Origin of the sequence: Streptacidiphilus sp. MAP12-16, from assembly GCF_041262165.1 — a bacterium.
Classification (GTDB): domain Bacteria; phylum Actinomycetota; class Actinomycetes; order Streptomycetales; family Streptomycetaceae; genus Streptacidiphilus.
Window position 1 is genome coordinate 82,144 of record NZ_JBGCBY010000033.1, and the last position, 11,903, is coordinate 94,046.

12 protein-coding genes are annotated in these 11,903 nt (G+C 70.6%); 4 read left to right on the forward strand and 8 right to left on the reverse strand.

Annotation, left to right across the window (positions count from 1 at the left end):
- Positions 1–11: 11 nt before the first annotated feature.
- Positions 12–2,489 (reverse strand): FAD-dependent oxidoreductase, encoded by a 2,478-nt coding sequence (locus ABIA33_RS32360; RefSeq protein WP_370086590.1) that lies wholly within the window; start codon positions 2,487–2,489, stop codon positions 12–14.
- Between the two features lie 322 nt (positions 2,490–2,811).
- Here ABIA33_RS32360 and ABIA33_RS32365 point away from each other — a divergent pair, with 322 nt between their 5' ends.
- Entirely contained in the window at positions 2,812–4,308 is a 1,497-nt protein-coding gene (locus ABIA33_RS32365) for an aldehyde dehydrogenase family protein (protein ID WP_370086592.1), read from the forward strand.
- Positions 4,309–4,434: 126 nt separating this feature from the next.
- On the forward strand, positions 4,435–6,018 hold the full coding sequence (locus tag ABIA33_RS32370) for an amino acid permease (RefSeq protein WP_370086594.1): 1,584 nt from the start codon (positions 4,435–4,437) through the stop codon (positions 6,016–6,018).
- A 166-nt stretch (positions 6,019–6,184) separates the two neighbouring features.
- Here the strand turns inward: ABIA33_RS32370 and ABIA33_RS32375 are convergent, their stop codons facing one another.
- The 7 genes from ABIA33_RS32375 to ABIA33_RS32405 form a co-directional block, all read right to left on the reverse strand.
- Positions 6,185–6,934 (reverse strand): IclR family transcriptional regulator, encoded by a 750-nt coding sequence (locus ABIA33_RS32375; protein WP_370086616.1) that lies wholly within the window; start codon positions 6,932–6,934, stop codon positions 6,185–6,187.
- A 282-nt stretch (positions 6,935–7,216) separates the two neighbouring features.
- Positions 7,217–7,435, reverse strand: coding sequence for a hypothetical protein (locus ABIA33_RS32380; RefSeq protein WP_370086596.1), 219 nt, complete (start codon positions 7,433–7,435; stop codon positions 7,217–7,219).
- Positions 7,435–7,785 (reverse strand): hypothetical protein, encoded by a 351-nt coding sequence (locus ABIA33_RS32385; RefSeq protein ID WP_370086598.1) that lies wholly within the window; start codon positions 7,783–7,785, stop codon positions 7,435–7,437. Before ABIA33_RS32385 ends, ABIA33_RS32380 begins: the two co-directional genes overlap by 1 nt.
- A complete protein-coding gene (locus ABIA33_RS32390; protein ID WP_370086600.1) occupies positions 7,782–7,955 on the reverse strand; it encodes a hypothetical protein in 174 nt (57 codons plus the stop codon). The genes ABIA33_RS32385 and ABIA33_RS32390 overlap by 4 nt, the downstream gene beginning before the upstream one ends.
- 62 nt (positions 7,956–8,017) lie before the next feature.
- Complete coding sequence (locus ABIA33_RS32395) at positions 8,018–8,866, reverse strand: helix-turn-helix domain-containing protein (RefSeq protein ID WP_370086602.1); 849 nt, start codon at positions 8,864–8,866, stop codon at positions 8,018–8,020.
- Positions 8,867–8,893: 27 nt separating this feature from the next.
- The gene (locus ABIA33_RS32400) at positions 8,894–9,412 is read right to left on the reverse strand and encodes a DUF6879 family protein (protein WP_370086604.1); all 519 of its coding nucleotides are present in this window, start codon (positions 9,410–9,412) and stop codon (positions 8,894–8,896) included.
- Complete coding sequence (locus ABIA33_RS32405; RefSeq protein ID WP_370086618.1) at positions 9,384–9,647, reverse strand: hypothetical protein; 264 nt, start codon at positions 9,645–9,647, stop codon at positions 9,384–9,386. Before ABIA33_RS32405 ends, ABIA33_RS32400 begins: the two co-directional genes overlap by 29 nt.
- 576 nt (positions 9,648–10,223) lie before the next feature.
- Between ABIA33_RS32405 and ABIA33_RS32410 the strand changes: the two genes are divergently transcribed.
- Both ABIA33_RS32410 and ABIA33_RS32415 read left to right on the forward strand, forming a co-directional pair.
- On the forward strand, positions 10,224–10,544 hold the full coding sequence (locus ABIA33_RS32410) for a bifunctional 3-phenylpropionate/cinnamic acid dioxygenase ferredoxin subunit (protein ID WP_370086606.1): 321 nt from the start codon (positions 10,224–10,226) through the stop codon (positions 10,542–10,544).
- The gene (locus ABIA33_RS32415) at positions 10,541–11,746 is read left to right on the forward strand and encodes an NAD(P)/FAD-dependent oxidoreductase (RefSeq protein ID WP_370086608.1); all 1,206 of its coding nucleotides are present in this window, start codon (positions 10,541–10,543) and stop codon (positions 11,744–11,746) included. The genes ABIA33_RS32410 and ABIA33_RS32415 overlap by 4 nt, the downstream gene beginning before the upstream one ends.
- Positions 11,747–11,903: the final 157 nt, after the last annotated feature.

Below are 11,903 nucleotides of genomic sequence, written 5' to 3' on the forward strand. Positions count from 1 at the left end.
GTGAGTGGCGGTCAGCGGCGAATGCGGGTCATCTTGGGGTCAAACAGCGGCTCCTCGGTGACCGTGGCGGGCAACTGCTCGCCGAAGTACTCGACGGTCACCCGGGTGCCGGGGTCTGCGGCGGCCCTGGGCAGCCAGGCGTAGGCGATGGAGGCGCCGATGCTGTAGCCGTAGGCGGCGCTGGTGACGTACCCGGCGGGGGCGCCGTCCACGTACACCGGTTCCTTGCCCATGACCACGGCCTGCGGATCGTCGAGCAGCAGGCAGGCGAGCCGGCGTGGCACCGTCGCCTCGGTGACGCCGAGCAGTGCCTGCCGGCCGAGGAAGTCGCCCTTCTCCATGCGGACCGCGAAGCCGAGGCCGGCCTCGAACGGATTGTGCTCGGCCGTCAGGTCCGTGCCCCAGGAGCGGTAGCCCTTCTCCAGCCGCAGGCTGTTGAAGGCGCTGCGTCCGGCGACGACGACGCCGAGCGGCTGTCCGGCCTCCCACAGGGTGTCCCACAGCTTGGGGCCGCAGTCGGCGGTGGTGTACAGCTCCCAGCCGAGCTCGCCGACGTAGGACAGCCGCATCGCGGTGACCGGGACGTTGTCGAGGTAGGCGTGCTTGGCTTTGAAGTAGCCGAAGCCCTTGTGGGAGAAGTCCTCGTCGGTCAGCGGCTGGACCAGGTCGCGGGCGAGCGGGCCCCACAGGCCGATGCAGCAGGTGCCGGCGGTGGTGTCGCGGACCTGGACCGTGCCGTCGTCGGGCAGGTGGCGGGTGAGCCAGTCGAGGTCGAGGGCGCCGTTGGCGCCGACCTGGAAGCGGTCCCGGCCGAGCCGGGCCACGGTGAGGTCGCTCCGTACGCCGCCGGTCTCGTCCAGCATCAGGGTGTAGGTGACGGAGCCGACCGGCTTGTCGAGCTGATTGGTGGTCAGGTACTGCAGGAAGGCCAGCGAGCCGGGGCCGGTGACCTCCAGCCGCTTGAGCGCCGTCATGTCGTACATCGCCACGCGCTCGCGGGTGGCCAGCGCCTCGGCGCCGGCGATCGGGGACCAGTAGCGCGAGGCCCAGGCGCCGCGCCCGGGGACGGCCGCGACCTCGGGCAGGTCCTTGTTGGCCTCGTACCAGTGCGGCCGCTCCCAGCCGGTCGCCTCAAGGAAGAAGGCGCCGAGTTCGCGCTGGCGGGTGTGGAACGGGCTGACCCGCAGCGGGCGCGGCTGCTCCATCGGCTGCAGCGGGTGGAGGATGTCGTACACCTCGACGAAGTTCTGGCAGCTGCGCTCATGCACATAGGCGGGGGCGAGCTGGACCGGCTCGAAGCGGTTGAGGTCGCACTCGTGCACGTCGGTGCGCGGCGTCCCCTCGACCAGCCACTCCGCCATGGCCCTGGCCACGCCCGCCGAGTGGGTCACCCAGACCGCCTCGGCGACCCAGAAGCCGCGCAGGTCAGGGGACTCGCCCAGGAGCGGGAAGCCGTCGGCGGTGAAGGAGAAGATCCCGTTGAAGCCCTCCTCCACCTTGGTGCGGGCGAGCGCGGGCAGCAGCGCCTGCGAGTCCGCCCAGGGCTGGACGAAGTCCTCCTCGGTGAACGGCAGCATCGAGGGCATCTGCGGCGTTGGGAGGGTTTGCGGCGTCTGCGGAGTCGCGGGAAGCCGCGCCGCCCCGGCGCTCGGGTGCGCCACGTCGTCGAGGTCGACCGGCATGGGTCGGTGGGCGTAGGAGCCGATGCCGATGCGGTCGCCGTGCTCGCGGTAGTAGAGGTCGCGGTCCTGGTGGCGCAGGATCGGCTTGGACGCCTCCAGCTCGTCGGTGTTGTGGCCGGCCAGCTCGGGCACCGGGGTGGTCCTGGCGTACTGGTGCGCGAGCGGGACGAGCGGGACGGCGAGCCCGGCCATCCGCCCGATCTTCGGCCCCCAGAACCCGGCGCAGGAGACGACCACGTCGGCGGGGAAGCTGCCCTGGTCGGTCACGACGGCGGTGACCCGCCCGCCCGCCGACTCGAAGCCGGTGACGGTGTGGTGCGGCAGGAAGCGGGCGCCGCGCTCGATCGCACGGCGGGCCTGCGCCTCACCGGCGCGGACGGCCTTGGCCAGTCCGTCGGTGGGCACGTGGAAGCCGCCCAGGACCTGGTCGCGGTCGAGCAGCGGGTGCAGGTCTGCGCACTGCTCGGGGTCGAGCAGCGTGCCCGACACTCCCCAGGAGGTGGCGAGCCCGTGCTTGCGGTTCAGCTCGGCGAGCCGTTCCGGGGTGGTGGCCACCTCGAGCCCGCCGACCTGGCGGAAGCACCACTGGCCGTCGAGGGTGAGACCCGAGTACTTGCGCACGGTGTAGGAGGCGAACTCGGTCATGGTCTTGGACGAGTTGGTCTGGAAGACCAGTCCGGGTGCGTGCGAGCTCGAACCGCCGGTGGCGAAGAGGGGGCCTTGCTCCAGCACCGTGACGTCGGTCCAGCCGCGTGCGGTGAGTTCGTCACTCAGCGCGCAGCCGACGATGCCGGCACCGACGATCACGACTTTCGGTTGGACTGTCAAAGCATCCGTCCCCTCGGGAGGTAGCTGCGGCGGGCTGGAGGTCGGCCGGCGGTCCGGCGTCCCGATCGGCTAGGACAGCGAGGGAGTTGCATATTGCGCATCGATGTGCGTGATGAGAAACAGACTCATGCTCGCAACCCAAGCTGTCAAGAGTCCGACATCAGGATGCGCGGATAGGGTCGACAGTGCGCCGAATCCCCTCTCCCCTTGACAGGGGTTTGGGGTCCTTCCATACTCACCGCAAGTTGCGCATGAAGACAAACGTCTCGTATCGCGCAACTCACTGAGGAGGCGGCAGCCTGTGCCCTCATCCACCGACCCAGCGCGCCTGCTGATCGACGGCGTCTGGACGCCCGCCGAGGGCGGCCGGCAGCGAGCGGTCGTCAACCCCTTCGACGCGTCCGTCGTGGCCCGCGTCGCCGAGGCGTCCGTGGCCGACGCGGACCGCGCCGTACGCGCCGCCCGGGCGGCCTTCGACGAGGGCTCCTGGGCCCACGCCCCGGCCGCCCGCCGCGCGGGCGTGCTCACCGCCACCGCCGAAGCGCTCCAGGAGCACCGCGAGGAGCTGGCCCACCTGGAAACGCTCGACACCGGCAAGACGCTGGCGGAGAGCCGCATCGACGTCGACGACGCCACAGCCGTACTCCGCTACTACGCGGCGCTGACGACCTCCGACGCGGGCCGCACCGTCGACACCGGCCGGCCCGACGCGATCAGCCGCGTGGTGTACGAGCCGGTGGGCGTGTGCGCGCTGATCACGCCGTGGAACTACCCGCTGTTGCAGATCTCCTGGAAGCTGGCCCCCGCACTCGCGGCCGGAAACACCCTGGTGGCCAAGCCCAGCGAGGTCACCCCGATGACCACGATCCGCCTGTTCGAGCTCCTGCAGGAGCAGTTGACGCAGGCCGGCGCGCCCAGCGGCACGGCCAACCTGGTCCTCGGCGGCGGCGCCGTCGGCGCAGCACTCGCCGAGCATCCGCTGGTCGACCTGGTCTCCTTCACCGGAGGCCTGGCCAGCGGCCGATCGGTGATGCGGGCGGCGGCCGAGACGGTCAAGAAGGTCGCCCTGGAACTCGGCGGCAAGAACCCCAACATCGTCTTCGCCGACGCCGACCTCGACGCCGCCGTCGACTTCGCACTCACCGCCGCCTTCCTCCACTCCGGCCAGGTCTGCTCGGCCGGATCGCGGCTGCTGCTGCACCGCAGCCTGCACGCCGAGTTCACCGCCGAACTGGCGCGCCGCGCCGACCTGATCCGGCTCGGCAACGGTCTCGAGAAGGGCACCGAGACCGGACCGCTGGTCTCCGCCGAACACCGCGAGAAGGTCGAACGACTGCTCGCCGGCGCCCTCGCCGAGGGCGCGGTGGTCCGCGCCGGCGGCGGCCGGCCCACCGAGTCGGAACTGCAGGCGGGCTTCTTCCTGCGGCCCACCGTGCTCGACGGCTGCCACGCGGGCATGACCATCGTCCGCGAGGAGGTCTTCGGACCGGTGCTCACCGTCGAACTCTTCGACGACGAGGACGAGGTCGTGGCCCTCGCCAACGACACCCCCTACGGCCTGGCGGGCGCCGTGTGGACGCAGGACGCGGGGCGCGGCGAGCGCGTCGCCGCCCGGCTGCGCCTCGGCACCGTCTGGATCAACGACTACCACCCCTACGTGCCACAGGCCGAATGGGGCGGGTTCAAACAGTCCGGAACGGGCCGCGAGCTCGGTCCGTCCGGCCTCCGCGAGTACCAGGAGACCAAGCACATCTGGCGCACCGTCACCCCCGCAGCGCAGCACTGGTTCGCCGGCTGAACGCAGTAACCCTCCCCCGGTCCCTACTATCCCTCCCTACTCCCCCGTCCGTCCGCAGCACCCAGGCTTCCACCGGTCCTCGCAGCACGCACAACCCCCACGCCCCTGCCTGCCTATGGAGCGACCATGAGCAACCCGGGAACCACCAGCACCACCGCACCACCCCCGACCGACGACACCTCCGACCTCGCCCGCTTCGGCTACACCCAGCAACTGGAGAGATCCCTCGGCTCCTTCTCCAGCTTCGCCGCGGGCTTCAGCTACATCTCGATCATGACCGGTGTGTTCCAGCTGTTCGGCTTCGGCTTCGCCTCCGGCGGCCCGGCCTTCATCTGGACCTGGCCGCTGGTCTTCATCGGCCAGGGCGCCGTCGCCCTCTGCTTCGCCGAGATGGCGGGCCAGTTCCCGCTCGCGGGCTCCGTCTACCAGTGGTCCAAGCAGATAGCACGACCGGGCACGTCCTGGATGTCCGGCTGGATCATCACCGTCGGTTCGATCGTCACCGCGGCCGCGGTCGCCGTGGCGTACCAGATCATCCTGCCGCAGGTCTCGCTGGTCTTCGAGATCGTCGGCGGCTCCGCCGACGCGGGTGTGACCACGACTCCGGCCGGCGCGCAGAACGCGATCATCCTCGCCCTGGGCCTGGTCGTGTTCACCACGATCGTCAACATCGTCGGCGTCCGGCTGATGGCGAAGATCAACAACTTCGGCGTGGCGGTCGAGCTGGTCGGCGTCACCCTGCTGATCATCATGCTCGCCATCCACATCAAGCGCGGCCCCCAGGTCGTCCTGCAGACCCAGGGCACCGGAACCGGGCACTCCTGGGGCTACCTGGGCGCCTTCCTGGTGGCCTCGCTGATGAGCGCCTACGTCTTCTACGGCTTCGACACCGCGGGTTCGCTGGCCGAGGAGACCATGGAGCCGCGTCGGCACGCTCCGCGCGCCATCCTCCGGGCCCTCACCGCCGCCGCCATCGCGGGCGGGCTGCTCATGCTCGTCGGCATGATGGCGGTCGGGAACATCAAGGCGTCCGAGATCGGCACGCTCGGCATGCCCTACCTGATCAAGAGCACGCTCGGCAACGGCCTCGGAGACGTCTTCCTGGTCTGCTCGGCGATCGCGATCACGGTCTGCTGCCTCGCGGTACAGACCGCCGCCATCCGGCTGCTCTTCTCCATGGCGCGGGACGGGCGGCTCCCCTTCGGCGCGCGCATCGCCAAGGTCAACCCCAAGTCCGGCACCCCGGTCCTGCCCGCCATCATCACCGGCGTGCTGACGATCGTGCTGCTGCTCGTCAACATGGGCAACCAGCGGGTGTTCTACATCCTCACCTCGGTCGCGATCATCCTCTTCTACATCCCCTATCTGATGGTGACCACCCCGATGCTGGTGCGCCGCCTGCGCGGCAACTGGCCGCGGGCGGACCACGGTCCCTTCTTCAGCATGGGCCGCTGGGGTGTCGTGGTGAACATCGTGGCCGTGCTCTACGGCGCGGCGATGACGGTCAACCTGGCCTGGCCGCGCGCCGCCGTCTACGGCAACGACCACTGGTACTACCAGTGGGGCGCCATCGTCTTCACCGGTGTGATCTCGGCGGTCGGCGGACTGCTGTACCTGCGCTACCGGCACCGGACCGCGCCGCAGGGCCCCGCGACGGTGCGGCTGGTGACCGACGAGAGCCTCTCCGAGGGCCTCGCGGCCGAGTCCTGATCGATCGGCCGATCGGCCGCAGCGGATCGCCGCAGCGGCCAGGCCGGAGACGGGAGAGGGGCGCCGGGACCACCCGACGCCCCTCTCCCGCGAGCGCGTGCCCTACCCGCGAGGCCACGCCTGCGGCGAGGCCGCACCTCTGGCGGGGCGCTCACCTCCGGCGAAGTCACGCCAGGCGGAAGTATCCGAGCCGGGCGGAGACCTCCTCGGCAGCGGACCGCACCGCGGCGGCCACCTCCGGGATACGCTCCGCGGTCAGCCGGAAGGAAGGCCCGGAGGCGCTGATCGCCGCCACCACCTGGCCGTTCTGCGCGTACACCGGCGCTGCCACGGCATTGAGGCCCTGCTCCAACTCCTCGACGCAGAACGCGAAACCGTCCGTCAGAATCCGCTCCAACTGGGCGGAGAGGACGTCGGGATCGGTAACGGTGCGCGGCGTGTAGCGCTCCAGGGGGGCGGCCAGCCGCTTCTTCAGCAGTTCCTCCGGCAGATGCGCCAGCAGCACCTTCCCGCTGGAGGTCGCGTGCAGCGGCGTGCGCTGGCCGACCCAGTTGTGCGTGGTCAGCGCCGAAGGACCGAACACCTGGTCGATGTTGACGGCCTCGTCCTCGTCCAGGATCGCCACGTTGATCGTCTCGGCGACCTCGACCGCCAGCCGCTCGCAGACCGGACGGCTCTGCTGCGACAGGTCCATCCGCACGGTCGCCGCGCCCGCGAGCCGGACCAGGCCAAGCCCCAGGCGGTACTTGCCGCGCTCCCCCGGCTGCTCGACCAGGCCCCGCATCTCCAGGGCCGCGGTGAGGCGGAACGCGGTCGACTTGTGCACGCCGAGCTCCGCCGCGAGCTCGGTGACGCCGGTCTCGCCGCGACGGGCGAGGATCTCCAGGATGGTCACCGCCCGGTCGACGGACTGCACCGGTGACTCCGCCTGCAGGCTCCCCGGTCCCTCGGAGGGCTTGCCGTTCCGACTGTTGCTCATAACGCAACATTATGCAGCACTGCGATACTCGGAGACCACCATGGTCACCAACGACCCGCCTGACCTGGCCGTTCACTCCCTCCTGGGCAGCCAGAGGCACACGCGGCCACGAGATGCCGGGGCGGCAGATATCACCACGAGTACTACGAAACCATCACAATGCACCCTGCGAGCTTCGCGCACTTGACGCCTCAGACGCCTGAGGTGGCGCGTTACCGACTACGCCGTCATGTCCCAGAACCGGGTGACCGTCTCCGAGTAGCTGGTGTGGGACGGGTTGCGGCCGACATGCTGGAACGCCCAGTCCTGCGCCGCGGTGAGCTCCGGCGTCTCCTCGGACCCCTCGCCGCAGGCGTCGCACACCATCCGGCGCGGCATCTCGGTGGTCAGCTGGCGCATCGTCCACTGAACGAACCGAAGAACCGTGTGCGCCGCCATCAGCCGCACTCCCCCGCCGTCGAGAGGTCCGGGCCGTTCTCGGTGTCGCCGTGGCTGTCGATCCCGAGCCGTAACCCTCTACTCTCGGCGACCCGAAGCACGTCTGCCAGTGACTCGGCGAGCCGCGATACGAGGAACCGCAGCTCGGTCGGTGCGAGACCCGGACGGGAGCACATCCGCCGGGAGTGCTCCAAGACCTGCGCCCCGCTGGCGAGTTGGGCGCACTCAACGTTTTCGGCCAACGCCGCCAGGAAGCCCCCGCCGCTGCCGTCGAGGTAGCACGCGCCGCCGTCGTCCGTCGTCCACGGCAGCAGGCGGGCGTTCCCGTCCCGCTGCTGGCCGGCCGTCACGACACCGCCGCCCTGGTCCGGCACTGAGCCCGGTGCTCGTGGCGGGCCGTCAGGACGCGAACGTCCACCTCCCGGCTCCGGTCACCCGCCGCCCGGGCGGCCGCTCCCTCGCTTGCCAGCCGCGCGCACTCGCCGCAGCCGCTCGCCTGCTCCTGGTCACTGCGCTCCATGGTGAACACGCTAGGGAGTGGTGAGAACTGACCTCAAGGAAGTTGCATCGGATTGCGCAGATTCATCCGAGCGCGGCTATCGCGGCCGTGATCAGTGACCGCGCCCTGGCCCCGTAGACGGCCATCCTGGACAGCTCGGCGAAGGCGCGGCCGTAGTCCTCGATCTCGCGCGGCGAGGTGACCGTCACCGCCGCCGTGAGCAATTCCACGAGCACCTGGTCGTCGTCGAACATGTTGAACGCCTCCAGCGTCCAGACCGGGCGCTCGGCGGTGAACGGGATGACCCCCAGAGAGACGGACGGCGAGGACATCGCGGCGAGGAGGTAACCGAGCTGGCCGGCCATCACCTGCGGGTCGCCGACCCGGTAGTAGAGGACGGCCTCCTCGATCAGGAGAGCGAAGCGGTGGTCACCGTCATGGATGACGTGGGAGCGGGCGATCCTGGCCGCCACCGCCTCGGCGACGTCATCCGGGGTGCCCTGGAAGCGGGTGATGGAGGCCATCAGCGCCTCAGCGTAGGACGGGGTCTGCACCAGGCCGGGGATAACGGTCGAGCAGTACACCCGGAAGAGGCAGGTGCGCTCGTAGAGCGGCACGGATGTCTCGTGGGTCCGCTTCAGCCCGGTGCGGTGGAGCCGCCGCCACTCCATGTACATCGAGTCAACGGCGCGCGTCGCGGCGATCAGGTCAGGTGCGGAGGGGGCGGCGTCGCAGGTCGCGCACCACGACCGGATGTCGTCGTCGCTCGGCGGGGTAAGGGCATTCTCAAGCCGCGAGGTCTTCGCGGGGTGCCAACCGCACCGCACCGCGAGCTCCTTGCCGGTGAGGCCGGCGTCGAGGCGCAGCTCGCGAAGGCGGGCCGCGACGGCGGCGCGGGCGGCCTGGGCACTGGATGACGGCGATGAGGGCATGAGCAGCGTGTCCAGTGGCTCGGCGCGTCAGACCTGGAACTCCGCGTGGGGGGTCGCCCGCTCCCACACCGCCTCGAACGCCGTGGAGCAGAGCTTGGCCACGGCGGGCTCGTCCCGGACCTCCTGGCCGGCCCAGTCACCGTCACCGGTGAAGTGGCCGAACCTGACCACGCGATCATCGAAGACCCAGAAGTCGTTGCCGGGCAAGCACAGGTCGGACGCCAGGCGCCGGGGCAGCCAGCGGACCTCCTCCCCAGCGGTGACGTTGTTGACGGTCCCGGCGTGCTCGAAGCGGACGTACTCGGTTACCGGCTCCGAGACGATCCGGGCGCGCCGGAACGTGACGCCGCGCCGGGTCGCGGCCTGGACGAGATCGATCCAGGGCTGCCAGTACTGGGGGTTGTCCCACCTGCCGGTCTCGCGCCAGGCGTCGAGGTCTGCCCGCTCGTAGGTGACGGCATACGAGTCGCGCATCTCCAGGTGAACGGCGGAGCGCTCCGTCGCGCTCAGCAGGTCCTCAAAGCTCGGTGAGTCGCTCTGCGGCATCGCACGCCTCCCTCAGCGCTGGCACCATCCGTGCCGGGATCCGGATCACCGCCTCGTGGTCGGGGACCTTGGTGTCATGCCCTGGGATCGACCCGACGGCCTCGACCTGGGCAAGCAGCTCCTCGGTGGCCTTCCAGCCCTGGAGCACCAGCTCGGCCCTCTCCTCATCGACCCAGACCGTCGGGCTGTTCGCGGTTCCCGTGTCGGGGTCGATCCCGATGAACCGTAGTGCCATGAATGCCTCCGGCGTCGAGCGGGTTGCGAGGTCTTGCACGACCATCACCCTGACGGGGCCTCAGCGTCAAGGGCGCGCGGGTGCTTCCGGCCGCGCGCCGCCCACGAGTTGATGGGTTGTGGTCGCCGGGGCGTCTCCGGCCGATGTCCCTGACAGGCTCGGCGTAGGTGGACCCGGCTCCATCAGCGCCGGCTGGTTGCGCGACGGGATCTGGCGTAGTGCTGCCAGAGCCGGACGGACGCGACGAGTGCCGCGACGAACGGCGCGAACGGCGTGGTGGAGAGTCGTGATCGTCGATGTCGAAAAAAGTCCTCGACCGGCACCGGACGCAGACGTATGGGTGCGGAGTTGTATGCGGCGTTCCCGGTGTTCGCGGCTGCGTTCGATGCGGTCGTCCTTGCCCCGCTGCTGACTGAGTGGTCGAGGTCCACTTGCGTTACCTCTGAGCGGTCGGCTGCGGGTGGCCTCTTGACAAGCCCTTGGCGAGCCGAAACCATGTTGCGTAATCCGAATCGTGTTGTGTAATACGATACGCGCCCCCGTGGCGGGGTCGAGGATCCGAAGCTGGAGGTTCCCATGATCACGGTGTGCCGGATCGAAGACCTGCCGCCGGGCGAGGCGCTCCGGGTGACCGAGGGCGTCCCCGTGCCGGTCGCCCTGTTCAACGCCGACGGCACCGTCTACGCCGTCGACGACACCTGCACCCACCAGGACGCCTCGCTCGCCGACGGCTGGTTGGAGGGCTGCTTCGTCGAGTGCCCGCTGCACGCGTCCTCGTTCGACCTGCGCACCGGCCGGCCGACCTGCCCACCGGCGAAGCAAGCCCTGCGGACCCACCAGGTCACCGTGGCCGACGGATACGTCGTCCTCAACGTCACGGTCGGCGAACCCGCATGAAGTCGATCACGGTCGTCGGCGCCTCGCTGGCCGGTCTGAGCACCGTCCGCGCACTGCGCGAGCAGGGCTACGACGGGTCCATCACGGTCGTCGGCGAGGAGCGCCACCAGCCGTACGACCGGCCGCCGCTGTCCAAGGGCTTCCTCAAGGGCGAACTGGACGCCGACGCGCTCGCGCTCGGCAGCCCGGACGAGTACACGGACCTCGCCGCGCAGTGGCTGCTCGGCGAGCGGGCGCTGCGGCTGGACGCGGCGGCCCGCAGCGTCACGCTGGCGGGCGGCCGGGAGCTGCGCTCGGACGCCGTCGTCATCGCCACCGGGGCAAGCCCCCGAACCATTCCCGGAACTGACGGCCTGACCGGCGTCCACACACTCCGCACCCTGGACGACGCCGTTGCCCTGCGCGCGGACCTGCTCGACGGCGTGCCCCGCGTCGTGGTCATCGGCGCGGGCTTCATCGGCGCCGAGGTCGCCTCCACCGCGCACGCCCTCGGGCTGGACGTCACCGTCGTCGAGGCCGCCGAGGTACCTCTGGAACGGGCGCTGGGGCGGGACATGGGTCTGGTCTGCTCCTCGCTCCACTCCGACCACGGGGTGCGCCTGCTGTGCGGCACCGGCGTGTCCGCCCTGATCGGCCACGCTGGCCAGCCGGGCGAGCGTCGGGTGACCGGCATGCGGTTGGCGGACGGACGGCTGCTGCCCGCCGACGTCGTGGTCGTCGGAGTGGGCGTCAGGCCTGCGACCGACTGGCTGGCCGGCTCCGGCGTGGCGGTCGAGGACGGCGTGGTGTGCGACGCCGGGTGCGGCACGAGCATCCCGGGCGTGGTCGCCGTGGGCGACGTGGCCCGCTGCCCCAACCCGTTCACCGGGCGGCACGCGCGGATCGAGCACTGGACCAGCGCGACCGAGCAGCCCAGGACGGCCGCACGCACCCTGCTGGCCGGCAGGCCGACCGCGGCACCCGCCCAGCCGCCGTACTTCTGGTCCGACCAGTACCAGGCCCGGATCCAGCTGGCCGGACACGTCGCGGTCGGCGCCGAGCCGCAACTGGTCGAGGGCGACTTCGACAGCCGCTCCTTCGTGGCCGTCTACCAGCGGGCCGGGCATGCCGTCGCCGTGCTCGCCATGAACCAGCCGAAGCTGTTCAACCGGCTCCGCCGATCGCTCACCCCGATCCCGGAAGCCGTCGTCTCGCACGCCTGACCGCGCCCCACAGCGCCACAACTCGTGGCCGGACCAAGGGAGCCCACCGATGGCCCTTCTCGACCAGTCCCTGCATTCGCTCGACCCGGAGGTCGCGGCGGCTGTGGACGCCGAGCTGCACCGCCAGCAGTCCACCCTGGAGATGATCGCCTCCGAG

Bases quoted from the DNA above. Each gene is read 5' to 3' on its own strand.
- ABIA33_RS32390 (WP_370086600.1), bottom strand. From the start codon at position 7,955: ATGGAGCGCAGTGACCAGGAGCAGGCGAGCGGCTGCGGCGAGTGCGCG.
- ABIA33_RS32370 (WP_370086594.1), top strand. From the start codon at position 4,435: ATGAGCAACCCGGGAACCACCAGCACCACCGCACCACCCCCGACCGAC.
- ABIA33_RS32400 (WP_370086604.1), bottom strand. From the start codon at position 9,412: ATGCCGCAGAGCGACTCACCGAGCTTTGAGGACCTGCTGAGCGCGACG.
- ABIA33_RS32395 (WP_370086602.1), bottom strand. From the start codon at position 8,866: ATGCCCTCATCGCCGTCATCCAGTGCCCAGGCCGCCCGCGCCGCCGTC.
- ABIA33_RS32415 (WP_370086608.1), top strand. From the start codon at position 10,541: ATGAAGTCGATCACGGTCGTCGGCGCCTCGCTGGCCGGTCTGAGCACC.
- ABIA33_RS32405 (WP_370086618.1), bottom strand. From the start codon at position 9,647: ATGGCACTACGGTTCATCGGGATCGACCCCGACACGGGAACCGCGAAC.
- ABIA33_RS32380 (WP_370086596.1), bottom strand. From the start codon at position 7,435: ATGGCGGCGCACACGGTTCTTCGGTTCGTTCAGTGGACGATGCGCCAG.
- ABIA33_RS32410 (WP_370086606.1), top strand. From the start codon at position 10,224: ATGATCACGGTGTGCCGGATCGAAGACCTGCCGCCGGGCGAGGCGCTC.